This window comes from Monashia sp. HAY1-2A, from assembly GCF_056755315.1.
In genome coordinates this window covers 35,323-50,479 of the sequence record NZ_JBNDHY010000009.1, presented here as the reverse complement: position 1 = coordinate 50,479, position 15,157 = coordinate 35,323, and the positions used below count along the sequence as shown (strand labels likewise).

Here is a 15,157-nt window from a genome sequence, read left to right as displayed (position 1 = left end):
GATCAGCCCGTCGTCCTGCAGGATGAACCGCCACACCACGGCAACAGCGACGATGCTCGTCACGACCGGTGTGTAGAACCCCACTCGGAACGCGGTGCGGAACCGATGGATCCCGCTGTTCAACGCCAACGCGAGGGCCAGCGCCACGATCATGGTGAGCGGAATGCCGACGACCACGAAGTAGGCGGTGACGACCATCGACTTGCGGAACTGCGGATTGCCGAAGAGGTCGGTGTACTGCTGGAGGCCGACGAAGTCGACGCCCAGCGGGTCCTGAACGTCGCGGCTGGTGAAGTCGGTGAACGACATCAGGAACGAGGACACCAGTGGGACCAGCATGAAGATCGCGAATGTGAGCACGTAGGGCAACGCGAACAACCAGCCCACCAGCGCCTGCTTGCGGCGCCGCCCCTGGGACGCCTTCGTCTGATCCGTCGGGTCCGCCCGGCCAGCACCAGTGACGGTGCCGGCCGGGACCAGAGCGCGTGGCATGGTCAGCCTTGCGTGCCGATGGAGTCGGCGGTGGCCTGCAGGCTCTGCATCGTCGTGGCCGGGTCCGCTCCGGACTTCACGATCTGCTCGAGAGCGGCGTCGCCGGCGTCGCTGACCTGGCTCCAGGCTGGGATCGCCGGCGGCGCCTTGGTGTCGGTGAGCTGTTCACCGAAGACCGAGAGCACCGGGTCCTTTGCAAGCGCCGGGTCCTTCCAGGCGGTCTTCGAGGCGGGCAGGTCGCCGAGCGTCCGCTGCCACTTGACCTGGACCTCCGGCTTCATCAGCCACTGGATGAACTTCCACGCCGCGTCCTGGTTCTGGCTCTTCTTGAACACCACCAGGTCGCCTCCGCCGACGAACGAGGTTGACGACTTGTCCGTGGGGATTCGTGCCACGCCGATCTTGTCCTTGATGGCCGGTCCGCCAGCCGTGACGAGGGTGCCGAGGTAGCTCGGACCGCCGAGAATCATCGGGATCGAGCCGTTCACGAAAGCGGCGTCGGGGGCGCCTGCGCCGGTGTCGGGAGCGGTTGTGGCGATCTTCTCGGTGAAGAAGCTCTGGTAGCGCTTCATCGCGTCGACCCATGCAGGGGTGTCCAAGGTCCACTTCGTCTGGTCTGCGTTCATCAGGTCGGCGCCGGCCGACCACATGAAGGGAAGGACCGACCCGAAGGAGCTGGGGCCGCCTGCCGGAAGGTTGATCCCCCACTTGGCTCCGGCCTTGGTCTGCATCGCCTTTGCCATGGCCTTGAAGTCGGCCCAGGTGGAGGGGAACGTGGTGTAGCCGGCCTTCGCGGCGAGGTCCTTGCGGTAGTAGACCACCCGCGTGTCGACGTACCACGGGACGCCGTAGGTGGTGCCGTCGATCTGGGTGGACTTCACGGCCGACGAGAAGTTGTCGCTGGTGTCGATGGACGTCGGTGTGGGCGCGAAGGCATCGGCGAAGTCGCTCATCCACGTGGTGCCCATGTGGGCGATGTCCGGAGTCGAGCCACCGGCGATCGCGGTCTGGTACTTGTTGTGCGCTGCGTCCCACGGGATCGCCGTGACCTTGATCTTCACATCCGGGTTGAGCTTCTCGAACTCCTCGGCAAAGGCCGGCAGGGCGGCCGCCTCCTCCGCCTGGGCCCAGACGTTGAGCGTTCCCGTCGCGGGACCTGCGGCGACCGTCCCGGCCGGCGCCGGCGCCTGCGACGCCTCGCTGTTCCTGCCGCATGCCGTGAGCAGTATCGCGGCGGACACGAAGATGACCACCGCGCCCTTTGCCTTCATCTGCAACATCGATGTTTCTCCATCCATCGTCGGTGATGCTGTATGCCGTCGCGGGCGTGCCGTGACGATGTGCAGCCAGGGGGCTTCTGCAGAGGCGACGGTCCATTGACCGTGACCCTGCGTGGTCAGGGCCTCGTGGGCCGTGAGCGGCTGGCGCTGCGCCCGCTGGTCAGAGCGGACGATCGCCTTCAGCTGTCGATCCCGCGCCAGATCCGGGTCGTCGGAGGCGCCGTGCGCCGCTGCGGGATGGGCCGGACCTGACCCCGACCTGCCGTCCGGGCGCTCTCGGGCATGGAAGCCATTGCTCGCTCCTTCCGATGAGCCGTGCAAGTCAATGCGCTTAGATCCTGCCTACAAGCGTTATTTAAGCGCATTGATCACGCCGCTGACAAGAGCTCCGGCCGACCGGATTCGAGCACCCCGCCGTCCTCAGGCGACGAACATCCGCGCCCTGTCTAAGCGCATATGCTTCAGGTCAGGAGGTGCCTCTGGTGACCAAGGGTCCGACGGTGTATGACGTCGCGGAGCGAGCTGGTGTTTCGATCGCAACGGTGTCGTTCACCTTCCGGCGACCCGGGAAGGTGAAGGAGTCGACACGCGAGCTGGTCCACGCCGCCGCCCGAGAGCTCGGCTACATCCCGAGCGGCAGTGCGCGCGGGCTGGCAGGTGGTCGAACCGGCGCCCTGGGCTTGATATCACTGGACTACCGGCCAGTCGCTCCCCTCGAGCTCGCACACGTCCAAGACCCGGGAGCGACCGATCCGAACGCGGACTACCGCTTGTTCCCGCAGTTCGTGGACGAGGTCCAGCGCGGGGTCGAGCAGGAGTGTTGGCGCCGCGGGTACGCCGTCATGATCGCCGGCGCCAGGCCCTCCAACGCGGAGGCGGTGCTCACCGACATCGCAGGCCGGGTTGACGGTCTAGCCCTCTTGTTCTCCGGCATGGCGGAGCACGTGGACCTGCGCCACATCGCCGAGCGGCTGCCGGTAGTGCTCATGTCTCAGCCCGGCGATGACACGCTGAGCCGGGTCTGCGTGGACAACGCGGCAGGAATAGACGCGCTGACCGCGCACCTGGTGCAGGTACACGGCATGCGCGACCTGCGCTTCGTCGGCCCGACCTTCGACTCAGACCGCAAGGAGCGTTTCGAGGCGCTCCGAGCCGCGCTGCGGGCCGCTAAACTTCCCGTGCCCACCGAACCGATGGCCGCGGCCGGCAACTATCGAGAAGCCATCGCGGATCTCGCACAGCGTCAAGCAATCCCCGACGCGTTCGTGTGCGCCAACGACGAGGTTGCGCTGGCGCTCATGGACGCCCTGAGGGAAGCCAAGATCGACGTGCCCGGGCAGGTTGCAGTGACCGGCTTCGACGGGGTCGTCGCCGGGCGACTGATCTCCCCACAGCTCACCACCGTCCGCCAGCCGATGGAGGCCATGGGGGCGACGGTGGTGCGACTCCTCATCGACCGCATCGAACAACCCGAGACCCCAACGGCGTCCGATATCCTGCCCGTCCAGCTCGTTCTCCGGGAAAGCTGCGGTTGCCCTCCCCAACAGCCACGTCCCGTCTGACCCTCAGAGATCCGGATCATGAGCTGATTCGGTCGGCCCCCGCTGACCGCGGGGGCCCCCTCAACACGTTGACATGTCGAGACTTTCGGTTGGTGTTCGGACACGTCGATCAGCACACGCCGCGGAGAACAGAACGCGACCATGCCGGTTGGCCTCGGAGTCGAGACCAACCGGCTGCAGGTCGCAACAGGTCAGGCGTGCGTGCCTGACGACACCTCGTCCTGAGTGAGGACGAGACGGTCGCCGTCCCAGCTGACGGCGTACGGGTCCGTGATCTCGCCGACGAACTGACCGTCGGACTCGTTGCGGAAGGCGAGGAACTTCGTCTCGCCGGTCTCGCGGTCGTCGATGAACTTGCCGACATAGAGCGTCGGGTCGTCGATCAGGCGGGCCCCCGCGATGTCGTACGGCCCGAGCGGCGACTTCGCCGAGGCGATCCACACCCCGCCCGGTGTCCCCGTCGCCTTGGTGGCCTCCGAGGCGTCGCCGGCCAGGCAGTTGAAGAGCAGCACCTCGCGGCCGTCGACGACGTGGGTCTGGAAGACCTCGAGCTGCCCGAACCCCTGCCCCGGTTCCGAGAGCGGCTCCCGCAGCTCCCAGGTCTCGAGGTCTGCCGACCACGCGTGTCCGACGACGCCCCGGTCGACCGTGTCCGACGGGTCGCCCGCCGGCCCCTGAGCCGACCGTGCCGTGATGAGCATGTGCCACCCGTCGCCGTCGGGGTCGGCGAACACCCACGGGTCGCGGAACGCCTCGTCGTGCCAGTGCCCGTCGGAGAACTTCTCGTACCACCGCGGGTCGGCCGACAGCACCGGACCCGGCGCCTTGTCCCATGTGAGCAGGTCGGTCGACGTCGCATACCCGATCGACTGGACGTTGGCGCCGGTCCCCGCTACCGCAGTCGACCCGGTGTAGAACATGAACCACCGGCCGTCCGGATGCCGCACCACCGACCCGGTCCACGTCGCGAGGTCGTCGAACGCCGGCGCGTCCGAGCGCACGAGCGCATCGACGACGCGTTCCCAGTGGACCAGGTCGGAGGACACCGCGTGCCCCACGGACGCCCGGTAGTGCCGGGCGTCCGGGTCACGCAGCGAGCGTGAGGCGTAGAGGAAGAAGAGGTGGTAGTCCGACCCGTCGTCGACGAGCCAGAAGTCCCACACCCACGCCTCGGGAAGCTTGAACACGATCAGCCTTTCACGCCACTGCTGGCGATGGAGTTGATGAACGAACGCTGGAAGGCGATGAAGAGGACGAGGACGGGAGCGGTGATCATCGACGCGTACGCCATGATCTGCCCCCACGAGGTGTTGAGCTGCTTGAAGTAGTCGATACCCACCATGACCGGTCGCAGCTCCTCGGACTGCACCGACATGAGCGGCCACAGGTACTGGTTCCACGTCGGCAGGAAGGTGAGGATCGCGACGGTCGCGACGGCCGGGCCGGCGAGCGGCATGACGATGCTGCGGTAGATCCGGAACCACCCTGCGCCGTCGACCTTGGCCGCCTCGTCCAGCTCCTTGGGGATGGAGTCGAAGTACTGGTAGAAGAGGAAGATCGAGAACGCGTTGGCGACGAACGGGATGATCTGCACCTGGTAGGTGTCGAGCCAGCCCTCGCTGATCCCGTCGGGCCCGAGGAATGGCAGCTTGTTGACCCACCACAGCAGCGGCAGGGCCAGCGTCTCGAACGGCACGATGAGCGTCGCGAGGATCAGACCCAGGACGAGCCCGCTGCCCTTGAACCGGATCCGGGCCAGCGCGAACGCGGCCATCGAGTTGACGACGACCCCGAGGACGACCGTCACGACGGTGATGATGACCGAGTTGATCATGAACTGCGCGAACGGAACTCGTCCGAACACGCCGTTGTAGTTGTCGAGCGAGATGTCCCCGGTGGGCAGGAACGCCTTGATGCTGCCGAGGTCGCTGAAGATCTGCAGGTCCGGCTTGAAGCTGCTGACGAACATGAAGAGCAGGGGCAGCCCGAACACGAGGCAGAGCACGATGCGGCCGAGGAGCGCGAGCAGCCAGCGTGGGCCGAGTGGCCGCTCGCGCCGCCCACGGTGTGTCTCGGGGGCGGTCGGCTCAGCGATGTCGAGCCGACCCCCGGTGCGGGTCGAGGCGGTCGTGGCACTCATCGGACGACGTCCTTGTCTCGGGTGAAGTAGCGCTGGACGAGGGTGACGGCCAGCACGAGCACGAAGAACACGAGTGAGATCGTCGAGGCGTAACCGGTCTGCTGCTGCTGGAACCCGGTGCGCACCGCCATGAGCACGACCGTCGACGTCGAGTCGAGCGGACCGCCCTGGGTCATGATGTTGACCTGGGTGAAGAGCGCGAACGCCGCGATCGTGATCGTGATGAGGATGAACGTCCGCGTCTGCCGCAGGCCGGGCCACGTGACGAAGCGGAACTTCTGCCACGTGCCGGCCCCGTCGAGCTCGGCCGCCTCGTAGAGGTCGGCCGGGATCGTCTGCAGCCCGGAGAGCCAGATGACCATGTGGAAGCCCATCGCCTGCCACGCCGACATGAGGATGATGGCGATGAGCGCCGTCTTCGGGTCGCCGAGCCAGTCCGGCCCGACGATCCCGAACTTGAGCAGCACCTGGTTGATGAGGCCGTTCTTCTGGTACATGAACAGCCACAGCATCGACACGACGACCATCGAGGTCACCACCGGCAGGAAGTAGACGGTCCGGAAGAAGTTGACCCCACGCATCTTCACGTTGACGAGCAGCGCAAGACCGAGCGCGCACGCCGACTGCACCGGCACGATGACGGCGGCGAAGATGATCGTGTTGCGCAGCGACGCCCAGAACGTCTCGTCCTCGAAGAGCCGGACGAAGTTGTCGACCCCGATGAACTCCGCCGGCCGTGGGCTGATCAGCCGCGCGTTGGTGAACGCGAGACCGAAGGTCAGCCCGATCGGCACGAGGAGGAACGTGGTCAGCAGGACCGCCGCCGGCGCCAGCATGAGCAGCGCCGTCGTCGTCGACGAGCGGGAACCTTGGAGTGGCTTGCTCTTTCGCGTGGTGACGGCCGAGGCCTTCTCAGTCGCAGTGATGGTCGTCATCGTCCATCTCCTTTCGTGGAGGGTCGAGGATGGATGCCGCCGAACGGGCGCACGTCTGGGCGTGTCGAGCGCACCCGCCCGGCGGCATCCGGCTCGTCACCAGCTCACTGGAAGTACCCGTTGGACTTCTGGTTGGCGTCGATGTCCTTGACTGCCTGGTCGAGCGCCTGCTTGGGGTCGGCACCGTTGAGGATGTCCTGGGCGGTCTTGGTGAACTCCGTTGCGATGAACGGGTATCCGGGGGTCACGGGGCGCAGCACGGCGAACTTCTTGGCGTAGTCGAGGAACACCTGGTTCTCGCCGCCCTGCTCGTAACCCTTGACCTGGGCGGCCGCGGCGTCGGTCGCCGGGATGTTGTTCGTGTCGCGGGCGACGCTCGCGACGTACTTGTCCTGCGCCGCGAACTTCATGTAGTCCATGGCTCCGGCCGGGTCGGAGCAGTTCGTCGAGACGCCCCACTGCCACGAGCCGCCACCGATCTTCGGGCCGTTGCCGAGGTCCGGCGGCGGGAGGAAGAGGGTGTCCTTGCCGAACGCCTTGCGTGCGTCGACGGCGGTCCACGTGCCGTTGTAGAGCATCGCGGACTTGCCGTTGATGAAGTCCTTGGCCGGGTCGGCACCCGACTTGAGCGGCACGAGCCCGTCGGTCACGAGGCTACGGAACCACTTGGCCCACTCGACCGCCTTGGGCCCGTTGAGCGCACCCTCGGCCGACTTGTAGTCGGTGCGGTTGATGAGGTCACCGCCGAAGCTCTGCAGCATCGGCGAGTACGCGTAGGGCCACCACTCACCGGTGAAGCTCGTCGCGATGTCGAGCGGGTTCTGGAAGTCGCCCGAGGCCTTGATCTTCTTGAGGGCCGCCTCGAACTCGTCCTTGGTCCAGGGCTGGTCGACCGTCGGGACGCGGATGCCGTACTTGTCGAGGATCGTCTTGCGCGTGACCATGACGAGCGCGACGTCGTAGTAGCCGTACGAGTACGTCTTGTTGTCGTACTTGCCGATGACGGTCGGGAGGAACTTCGACAGCGTCGAGTCGAGGCCCTCGAGCGGCGCGAGGTAGCCGGCCCAGGCCCAGTTGGGCACGTTCGGGCCGTCGATGTCGAGGATGCACGGCAGCTTCTTGGACGCGGCTGCCGCTACGACCGACTGGTTGTAGGAGTCCTGCGGGAAGGCCTGGATCTTGACCTTGTACTTCTTCTGGCTCGCGTTGTAGTCGTTGACGATCTGCGTGATCGCCGCGAGCTCGCCCTTGTTGCCGGCGTTGTGGGTCCACATCGTCAGCTCACCGCCGCCGGCGCCGCCGGAGGAGGAGCTGCTGCCGCCCTTGGAGCAGGCGGCCATCGTGAGGGGCAGCGTGACCGCGAGAAGTCCGACGGCAACGCGCGTGGTGGTCGAGGTGAGCTTCATTGGTTCCTCCGGGTCGTCAAAAGGTCTCTTCTGCTAAAACCTTTCAGCCCGAGACCGTAGTGGATGACGAGCACCGCGCACAAGACTTTGCTAAAACCTTTCCACCAGCACGCACGGCGCCTGAGAGACCTACCCTGGGGTACGCTCCCAGCAGGCGCCCGTTGAGGAGCCCACACGGCATGGCACAGGCACACGGACGACACGGAAGGGATGGCGCCGTGAACAGACGAGCGACGCTGGCCGACGTCGCCGAGCGCGCGGGGATGTCGAAGACGGCCGTGAGCCTCGTGCTCAACAACCGCCCCGGCTCACGCCTGTCCGCCGACGCCGTGGCCCGCATCCACAAGGCCGCCCGCGAGCTCAACTACCGCCCCAACCCGGCCGCCCGCTCCCTTCGCCTGGGCAAGACCGGCACCTTCGGCTTCATCTCCGACGACGTGACGGTGACCCGCTTCGCATCGGCCATGATCAGAGGGCTGCTCGACGTCGCCGACGACCATGACCAGGGCCTGCTCATCGCCGAGACGTTCAAGCACCCCAAGCAGCTCGACAAGGCACTGGCGTTCATGATCGACCGCCAGGTCGACGGGCTCGTCTTCGGCGCCGTCGCGGCTCGTCTCATCGACCTGCCGACGCTCCCCCAGGGCCTGCCCGCCGTGACGGTCAACTGCGTCAGCCCGACCGTTCCGGCCTCCATCCTGCCTGACGAGGAGAAGGCAGGGTATGCCGTCGTCCGCGAGCTCCTCGACGCCGGCCATCGCGACGGCATCGCCATCATCGGCAACGCACCCGTCGCCCGCGTCACCCCACGGGTCTCGGTGACGATCGGCCACCGCTTCGACGGGATCCACCGAGCGCTCGACGAGGTCGGGGTCACGCCGGTCGCGATCGCCGACATGGAGGAGTGGGAGCCGTGGAACGCCTATGACGCCACCAAGCGTCTCCTCGAGTCCGGCGCGCCGATCACCGCCGCGCTGTGCCTCAACGACCGCGTCGCGTTCGGCGTCCAGCAGGCGCTGGCCGAGCACGGTCTGCGCGTGCCCGACGACGTGTCCATCGCCTCGTTCGACGACGACGAGATCGCGTCGTACATGCGGCCGGCGTTGACGACCGCCCGGCTGCCCTACGAACAGATGGGTCAGCGGGCCATGGAGCTGCTTCTCGCCGACGACGAACCTGCCGGGGTGCACCTCCTCGAGATGCCCCTCCAGGTGCGCGCCTCCATCCGCCCGCTGACCTGATCGGGCCCGAGTCACCGCTTGCGCGGCTTCTTGACCTGGCCGCTCTTGGCAGGAGATGGCGCTCGACCCTTCTTGGCAGGCGTGCGGGTGTGGCCCTTCTTGCCGGCCTTGCCGGTCGCGCCGGGCTTGCTGGCGCGGTTGGTCGGGCCGTCCTCGCCGGCCCCGTCACCCTCGCGGTGTCGGTCGTCCCCCTCGCCTTCCTGGTCGTCCTCGTCGTCCTCGTCGTCCGCATCGCCCGACTCGTCGTCGGGCAGCACCTTGTCGATCAGCTCGCGGGCCTTGTCCGCGACGGTGCCGGCGACCGACTCCGCCACGTCGGTCACCTTCTCGACCTTCTCCTCGACGGCCTCGACCACGTGCTCCACCTTGTGCTCCACGACGTCGGTCGCCACGGCCTGCACCGCCTTGCCGGCGCCCTCGACGGCCACCTCGACGAGGCTGGGGCCACCCCGGGCCTCGAGGTCGAGGCGGTTCGTGGCCTCGGCGAAGCGCAGGTAGGTGTCGACGCTGCTGACCACGATGCGCGCGTCGAGGGTCAGCAGCTCGATGCCCAGGACGGAGACGCGCACGTACGCGTCGATGACGAGACCCTTGCCCAGGATGATCTCGATGACGTCGGCGAGCCCGCTCGGCGCAGGGCGTGCCATGTACCCCGATCCACGCTCTGGCATCACGGCTCCCTCGTGAGGTGACAGCGTTCAGGCGCCCGCGGTGGCTCCCCGCGGGCAGGCGGGTGCCCGGGCACGGCAGCACCGCCCCCGCCGGATGCGGATGTGCCGTCGGATGTGCCGTTGGAAAGTGCGAGCCGTCACGCCCCCTCCGCGTGGCGGTCCGATGCGTCAGGTGCCGGTCGCTCCGGGCCCGGGCACCGACAGCCGGTCACCCACGGCGTCCGCGCGCACCGACGAGCGGGCCGTCCGGACCGCACCGGTCACCGGCTTCAGAGCCTCGGCGGCCGGCTTCGCGAGGCGGGCCAGCACCTTGGCCCACTCGGGGAACAACCTCGGCACGGCCACCGCGGCCGCGACAGCCGCAGCACCTGCGAGAACGAGACCCTTCTTCACGCCGCCTCCTCACGTAACCCCGAGTGTGAGCTCGTCATGCGCGGGCGACTTTCTTCCTGGCCCTGCGAGACTTCTTGGCCGCGTCCTTCTTGGCACCCTTCAGCGCCTTTGTCGCGTCCTTCTTCCCCCGCCTCAGCAGCTTCCCGGCCTCCTCGGCCGGATGCCGCGCAGCCCGCGGCAGGGCCAGCAGGGCCCCCAGCGAGGCGAGCCGGCGCGCCAGCATGAGGACCGGTATGCCGAGCGGCAGCAGCAGGACGGTCACGCACAGCAGCACGCCGACGAGACCGACGACCCCCGAGAGTATCCAGACAACACCAGCAGCCAGCCAACGGAGCGGTTTCATCATCGTCTCCCTTCGAGCGCCACAGCGCTCCCGGGGCTGACATACCCAGAACGCGAGATCTGCAGCGGAACTCGCGTCATGCGCGCAAAGGACGGACGTGTCGAAGATCACCGGTTTCGGGTACGTCCAGCATGCGACGTCTCGGGGGCTGTGACGTCGTGACCCGGCCCCATCCCCTCTTCCAAGGAGCCCGCGATGAGCGAAACGCACAGCGACATGCAGACCCGCCCGCCAGCCGCGAGCACGACCGCCGGCGGCGCGGGCGGAGGGGCGCTGTCCCCCCTGGTCACCGAGCAGGGCAGGACGACCATCGCCGACACCGTCGTGGCCAAGATCGCCGGAATCGCGGCGCGCGAGGTCTCCGGCGTCCACGCCCTCGGCGGCGGTGCCGCCCGCGCCGTCGGTGCCCTCCGCGAGCGCATCCCCGGTGGCCGCACCAACCACTCGATGGGGGTCTCGGTCGAGGTGGGTGAACGACAGGCCGCCGTCGACCTGCAGCTCGTCGCCGACTACGGCGTCTCCATCGCCGACCTCGCCCAGGGCATCCGCCGCAACGTCATCACCGCTGTCGAGCGCATGACGAGTCTCGAGGTGACCGAGGTGAACATCGAGGTCCAGGACGTCTTCCTCGAGAGCGACGGCTCGACCGACGACGAGGCGCAGGGGCAGCAGAGCGAGCCCCGCGTCCAGTGACCGGAGACCCGGACGTGCCCGGCGAACCCGCGGCCCCCGAGACGGCCGACGCCGTGCGTGCGGCGGTGCTCGCCGTGCCCGGCGTCGCCGGCCTGCACGGGGGCGCGTTCGGCGAGGTGGCCACCCACTACCCAGGTCGCAGCGTCCCGGGCGTCCAGGTTCGTCCGCAGAGCACCACGGTGCACGTCGTCCTGGACTGGGGTGTCCCCGCGCAGACGACGGCGACCCTGGTCCGTGCGGCCGTCACGGGGATCACCCACACGCCCGTCGACGTGGTCGTCGCCGACGTCACCGCTCCGGGCGAGACCTCCGAGACCTCCGAGACCTCCGAGACCTCCGCGACCTCCGCGACGGCGGCGACGGCCCCGGCGCAGGAGCCCTGATGCCTCCCGGCGGGCCCGCCGACCCGACCGCGCGCGCCGAGTGGGTTCGGCAGCGGCGGCGGGCGGCGGCCGCCCACCACCCCGACCGGGGCGGTGAGGTCGACACCTATCTGTCGGCGCTGGCCGCCGTCGACGCGGCCTTCGGTCTCGTGGACGAGCCGACGGGGTCGGCCGGATCGGCCGGACGCCCCCGGCGCGCCGGAGACTCGACGTCCCCGGCACCCGAGGTCGTGGTGCGACGTACCTGGCGAGGGTCACGGATGCGCCTGACCCGCCGGAGGCGTCGCCTCATGAGAACGGTCCGCACCCGGCTGCCGCGCTCCTTCCCGGGGTCCGGCCGCCGCACCACAGACATCTGAACCGCCCGTCGACCCGTCGCCGGACCGGCCGACCGTCAAAGGAGATCGGTATGCCAAGCTCAACGATCGGACTGCTCGCCGGCCTGCTGCTCGGGGTCGCGGCCGCAGCGGGAGGCTTCACCGGCTTCCTCATCGCCCTCGTCCTCGGCGCTGTCGGCTTCCTCGTCGGTGGCCAGCTCAACGGCGAGCTCGACCTGTCGAGGATGATGGGTGGGCGTCGCCGTGAATGAGGAGAGCTCCTCCGCGGCCTCGGGCAGTACGGCGACCGCCACGGCGACGCCGACGCTGCCGGAACCCGCGGAGCGGGGCCGCCTCGACATCGCCGAGCAGGTCGTCGAGCGCATCGCCGCCATCGCCGCCTGCGAGGTGCCCGGAGTCCGCAGAGTCGGTACCGGGCTCGACGGCGTCGTCGGACGGCAGTACCCCAAGGCCAAGGCCGAGGTGGCCGGGGGCCATGCCCGCGTTCACCTGGACATCGCGGTCACCTGGCCCTCGCCGCTCGGACGTACGGCGGCTGCCGTGCGGGACCGGGTCCGCGAACAGCTGACGTCCCTCGTGGGCCTGAGCGTCGACGCCGTCGACGTGACGGTTGCGACCGTCCCGCCCCCTGCCCGGTCCGACCAGAGGAGGGTCCAGTGAGCGCAGACGTGTCCACCCCGACGCCGAGAAGCCGCAGCGAGCGACCTCTGCCGGCGGCCAAGCTGCCCCGCAGCACCGGCGGCATCGCGGCCCTCGGGATCCTGCTCGCGCTCCTGGCGACGGCAGTCGGTGTCCTCGCGGTGCGCGACGCCCTCGCCTACGGCGGGGTGCTCCGGTCCGAACCGCTGCTCCATCCGCTCGCGAACACGCTGCAGGGCCTGCGACCGGGGGCGTGGACGGTCGTCCTCGGCGTCGTCCTGGCCCTCGTCGGTCTGGCGCTGCTGGTCAGGGCGCTGCGTCCGTCGGCCCCGAAGGTCGTTCCCGTCGTCGCCCGCAGCGGCGTCTTCCTGCGTCCGCGCGACGTGAGCCGCCTCGTCGAGACCGCGGTCGAGAGCGTGGACGGCGTGCTCGGCGTGCGCTCGTCGGCGACGCCACGGCGCGTGTCGCTCGTCATCCGCTCGACCGGTGACCAGGGCGTGACCGAGCGCGTCCGTGAGGTGGCCACGGACCGGCTGCAGCCTCTCGCGAAGCAGCCGACGGTGCACATCCGCACGGAGGGGGCCAACCGATGACGCGCGCGACCCTCGCCTTCGACCGGGTCATGACGGCGCTGGTCGGACTGGTGCTCCTTGCCCTCGGAGTACTCGGGATCCTCTGGTGGGCAGGCCGACTCGGCTCCGCGCCGACCGAGCTCGACCTCGGCGGCATCCGAGGGTGGCCCCGGCAGCAGTGGTGGCCGTGGGTGCTCGGCGCGGCCGGTGTCGTCCTGGCCCTCATCGGCCTGCGCTGGCTGTTCTCCCACCTGCCCCGCGGCGGCGTCAGCCACCTGACGCTGCCCGGCTCGGGCGCGCAGGGCAGGCTCCTCGTGGCCGCCGGCCCTGTCGTCGACGCCGCTGCCAGTGCGCTGGCCGACACCCCGGGTGTTCGTTCGGCCCGGGGGCGCATCGACCACGACCGCGGTCAGATCGTCGCCCACTTCGACGCGACCATCGAGCGCGGTGCCGACCTGCGCCGGGTCGCCGCCGCCGCGGACGAGGTCACGGGCCAGCTGCAGTCGGCTCTCGAGCGTCGGGACCTGACCTCCCGCGTCATGCTCCGGACCGCCGGTGGCAACCGCCCGATGCCCCGCGTGTACTGAGGTGTCCTGGGCTACAACAGCCTGCCGAGCGGCCCGAGGTCGAGGTTGAGGTCGTCGGTCGTCAGACCGTACCGCTCCTTGAGCTCGTCCATGGCCTGCTCGAGGTGCATGAGCCCGAGGCCGAGCCCCTCGACCTGCTCGTCGGTGAGGTCGCCCTCCTCGACGCGGCGCAGCGCCTGCTTCTCCATGAGCTGGCGGATGAGCTCGACGATGGTGAGCACGAGCTTGAGCAGGTCCCGGGCCACCGCCTCGGAGTCGGTCTCCAGACGCTGAGGCAGGAGGGCGTGCGGCAGGGGTAGGTCGGGGATGGGGTTCGAGCCCGCGCCGTGGTGACCGTGCGGGCCGCTCCGACCCTCCGGCACCGCGTCGTCCCAAGGAGATCCGCTCACGTGCGCCCCGCCTCCCGGTCGCGCTCCATCTCGGCCCGGATTGTCGTCACCAGGAGGTGCAGACGGATCTCCACGAGGTCGACACCGGCGAGCGACACCACGACGTCGCCGGCGACCACGACCCCGGTACCGAGCAGCCGGTCGAGCAGGTCGACGAGTGCGACCGGAGCCAGCTCGCGCGTCGGTCGCTGCGGCCGCGGCTGCCCGCCACCGACCTGGGCCGCACCTTGGGAGTGGAGGGTCGTCACGGGTCGTCGACCATCGCGAACGAGTACGGGGGCCAGGGGCCGCGTCCGTCGAGCACCACGTCGGGGTGGCGCTGCGCCAGGTCGGCCAGCGTCGCCTCGAACGTCTCGATGTCGTCGTCGCGGACGAGGTAGGCGGCGTTGAGCACCATGGTGCCCTGGTGACCCGAGAGCCGTGGGTCCTGGCCGGGGAGGCGACGGCTGGCCCGGGCCCGCTGCGCGAGCGCCTCGTCGACGGTGTGCGCCGTCGCGGCCGCCTGCTCGTCCGCGTCAGCGCGACGCATCGTCTCGGCCTTCTTGCGCCGGAGGTACTCCGCGCCGGTCAGACGAGCGGGTTCCCCTGTGCCCTCGGACGACTCGGGCCGGGTCAGCACCTTGACGCTCCACTCGACACAGCCCTCGACCCGGTCCAGGGCCGTCGTGAGCGGCTCGTACCACTGCCGCAGCCGGGCACGCACGGCGTTGTCGTCGAAGCAGATGGTCGCGAACCGCAGGGGGGCCGTGGGCGCCCACTCGGCCGCCGCGTGGATGACGGCGTCGTGCGCCCTGACGGTGGACTCCAGCCAGCCGAGGTCCTCGAGGTTGCGCCGCAGCGCGGCCTCGCCGAAGGCGGCCATCGGGACGGTGCTGACGACGGCGGCGAGGTCCTCGTAGGCGACGAGCTCGACGTCTCGTCCGCCGATCCCCTGCACCTGTGCCAGCGCGTCCTCGGGCAGGGCCCGGCAGACCGCGTAGAGGTACCGTCCGGAGTCGCGGATGAGCTCACCGGTCGCCTCACCGGTCGCCTCATCGGTCGCCTCACCGGTCGCCTCGGCGGTCGGGAGGTCGGGCTCCTGCGACGTCGTCAT

The 15,157-nt window shown here is 69.3% G+C and carries 21 protein-coding genes; 9 read left to right on the top strand and 12 right to left on the bottom strand.

The features are described from left to right. Positions 1–492: carbohydrate ABC transporter permease (locus tag ACPYOM_RS02685; RefSeq protein ID WP_481342050.1), on the bottom strand; the 492-nt coding region annotated here is incomplete at its 3' end. 2 nt (positions 493–494) lie between these two features. Further along, positions 495–2,093 carry a sugar ABC transporter substrate-binding protein gene (locus ACPYOM_RS02680; RefSeq protein WP_481344795.1) on the bottom strand — a complete coding sequence of 533 codons (1,599 nt, stop codon included), beginning with the start codon at positions 2,091–2,093 and terminating at the stop codon, positions 495–497. Between the two features lie 179 nt (positions 2,094–2,272). On the opposite strand from ACPYOM_RS02680, the gene ACPYOM_RS02675 reads away from it, so the two are divergent. Then, the gene (locus tag ACPYOM_RS02675; RefSeq protein ID WP_481342048.1) at positions 2,273–3,334 is read left to right on the top strand and encodes a LacI family DNA-binding transcriptional regulator; all 1,062 of its coding nucleotides are present in this window, start codon (positions 2,273–2,275) and stop codon (positions 3,332–3,334) included. Between the two features lie 191 nt (positions 3,335–3,525). On the opposite strand, the gene ACPYOM_RS02670 is transcribed toward ACPYOM_RS02675, so the two are convergent. The 4 genes from ACPYOM_RS02670 to ACPYOM_RS02655 form a co-directional block, all read right to left on the bottom strand. Then, positions 3,526–4,521, bottom strand: coding sequence for a glycosyl hydrolase family 32 (locus tag ACPYOM_RS02670; protein ID WP_481342047.1), 996 nt, complete (start codon positions 4,519–4,521; stop codon positions 3,526–3,528). Between the two features lie 2 nt (positions 4,522–4,523). Then, complete coding sequence (locus ACPYOM_RS02665; RefSeq protein ID WP_481344794.1) at positions 4,524–5,474, bottom strand: carbohydrate ABC transporter permease; 951 nt, start codon at positions 5,472–5,474, stop codon at positions 4,524–4,526. Then, positions 5,471–6,409 (bottom strand): carbohydrate ABC transporter permease, encoded by a 939-nt coding sequence (locus ACPYOM_RS02660; RefSeq protein WP_481344793.1) that lies wholly within the window; start codon positions 6,407–6,409, stop codon positions 5,471–5,473. The genes ACPYOM_RS02665 and ACPYOM_RS02660 overlap by 4 nt, the downstream gene beginning before the upstream one ends. 104 nt (positions 6,410–6,513) lie before the next feature. Then, entirely contained in the window at positions 6,514–7,815 is a 1,302-nt protein-coding gene (locus ACPYOM_RS02655) for an ABC transporter substrate-binding protein (protein WP_481342044.1), read from the bottom strand. Positions 7,816–8,033: 218 nt separating this feature from the next. Between ACPYOM_RS02655 and ACPYOM_RS02650 the strand changes: the two genes are divergently transcribed. After that, the gene (locus ACPYOM_RS02650) at positions 8,034–9,056 is read left to right on the top strand and encodes a LacI family DNA-binding transcriptional regulator (protein WP_481342043.1); all 1,023 of its coding nucleotides are present in this window, start codon (positions 8,034–8,036) and stop codon (positions 9,054–9,056) included. 11 nt (positions 9,057–9,067) lie between these two features. On the opposite strand, the gene gvpJ (ACPYOM_RS02645) is transcribed toward ACPYOM_RS02650, so the two are convergent. The 3 genes from gvpJ (ACPYOM_RS02645) to ACPYOM_RS02635 all read right to left on the bottom strand — a co-directional run bounded on the left by gvpJ (ACPYOM_RS02645) (position 9,068) and on the right by ACPYOM_RS02635 (position 10,574). Next, entirely contained in the window at positions 9,068–9,703 is a 636-nt protein-coding gene (gvpJ, locus tag ACPYOM_RS02645; RefSeq protein ID WP_481344792.1) for a gas vesicle protein GvpJ, read from the bottom strand. A gap of 192 nt (positions 9,704–9,895) precedes the next feature. Then, positions 9,896–10,120 carry a hypothetical protein gene (locus ACPYOM_RS02640; protein ID WP_481342041.1) on the bottom strand — a complete coding sequence of 75 codons (225 nt, stop codon included), beginning with the start codon at positions 10,118–10,120 and terminating at the stop codon, positions 9,896–9,898. A gap of 34 nt (positions 10,121–10,154) precedes the next feature. Continuing rightward, positions 10,155–10,574, bottom strand: coding sequence for a hypothetical protein (locus tag ACPYOM_RS02635; RefSeq protein WP_481344791.1), 420 nt, complete (start codon positions 10,572–10,574; stop codon positions 10,155–10,157). Between the two features lie 84 nt (positions 10,575–10,658). Between ACPYOM_RS02635 and ACPYOM_RS02630 the strand changes: the two genes are divergently transcribed. The 7 genes from ACPYOM_RS02630 to ACPYOM_RS02600 are packed head-to-tail and all read left to right on the top strand — an operon-like array spanning position 10,659 to position 13,675. After that, positions 10,659–11,156 (top strand): Asp23/Gls24 family envelope stress response protein, encoded by a 498-nt coding sequence (locus ACPYOM_RS02630; RefSeq protein ID WP_481342039.1) that lies wholly within the window; start codon positions 10,659–10,661, stop codon positions 11,154–11,156. Between the two features lie 14 nt (positions 11,157–11,170). Continuing rightward, on the top strand, positions 11,171–11,539 hold the full coding sequence (locus tag ACPYOM_RS02625) for an Asp23/Gls24 family envelope stress response protein (RefSeq protein WP_481344790.1): 369 nt from the start codon (positions 11,171–11,173) through the stop codon (positions 11,537–11,539). Beyond that, positions 11,539–11,898 carry a hypothetical protein gene (locus ACPYOM_RS02620; RefSeq protein ID WP_481342037.1) on the top strand — a complete coding sequence of 120 codons (360 nt, stop codon included), beginning with the start codon at positions 11,539–11,541 and terminating at the stop codon, positions 11,896–11,898. Before ACPYOM_RS02625 ends, ACPYOM_RS02620 begins: the two co-directional genes overlap by 1 nt. A 50-nt stretch (positions 11,899–11,948) precedes the next feature. Continuing rightward, the gene (locus ACPYOM_RS02615) at positions 11,949–12,128 is read left to right on the top strand and encodes a DUF2273 domain-containing protein (RefSeq protein ID WP_481342036.1); all 180 of its coding nucleotides are present in this window, start codon (positions 11,949–11,951) and stop codon (positions 12,126–12,128) included. Then, complete coding sequence (locus ACPYOM_RS02610; RefSeq protein WP_481344789.1) at positions 12,109–12,537, top strand: Asp23/Gls24 family envelope stress response protein; 429 nt, start codon at positions 12,109–12,111, stop codon at positions 12,535–12,537. Before ACPYOM_RS02615 ends, ACPYOM_RS02610 begins: the two co-directional genes overlap by 20 nt. After that, the gene (locus tag ACPYOM_RS02605) at positions 12,534–13,109 is read left to right on the top strand and encodes a DUF6286 domain-containing protein (RefSeq protein WP_481344788.1); all 576 of its coding nucleotides are present in this window, start codon (positions 12,534–12,536) and stop codon (positions 13,107–13,109) included. Before ACPYOM_RS02610 ends, ACPYOM_RS02605 begins: the two co-directional genes overlap by 4 nt. After that, positions 13,106–13,675 (top strand): Asp23/Gls24 family envelope stress response protein, encoded by a 570-nt coding sequence (locus tag ACPYOM_RS02600; RefSeq protein ID WP_481344787.1) that lies wholly within the window; start codon positions 13,106–13,108, stop codon positions 13,673–13,675. Before ACPYOM_RS02605 ends, ACPYOM_RS02600 begins: the two co-directional genes overlap by 4 nt. Before the next feature lie 11 nt (positions 13,676–13,686). Here the strand turns inward: ACPYOM_RS02600 and ACPYOM_RS02595 are convergent, their stop codons facing one another. Genes ACPYOM_RS02595 through ACPYOM_RS02585 form a run of 3 tightly spaced genes read right to left on the bottom strand, consistent with a single transcriptional unit; the run spans position 13,687 to position 15,157 of the window. Continuing rightward, positions 13,687–14,064: a gas vesicle protein K gene (locus ACPYOM_RS02595; RefSeq protein ID WP_481344786.1), complete on the bottom strand. Its 378-nt coding sequence runs from the start codon at positions 14,062–14,064 to the stop codon at positions 13,687–13,689. Further along, positions 14,061–14,312: a gas vesicle protein GvpJ gene (gvpJ, locus tag ACPYOM_RS02590; protein ID WP_481344785.1), complete on the bottom strand. Its 252-nt coding sequence runs from the start codon at positions 14,310–14,312 to the stop codon at positions 14,061–14,063. The genes ACPYOM_RS02595 and gvpJ (ACPYOM_RS02590) overlap by 4 nt, the downstream gene beginning before the upstream one ends. Continuing rightward, on the bottom strand, positions 14,309–15,157 hold the full coding sequence (locus ACPYOM_RS02585) for a GvpL/GvpF family gas vesicle protein (protein ID WP_481344784.1): 849 nt from the start codon (positions 15,155–15,157) through the stop codon (positions 14,309–14,311). The genes gvpJ (ACPYOM_RS02590) and ACPYOM_RS02585 overlap by 4 nt, the downstream gene beginning before the upstream one ends.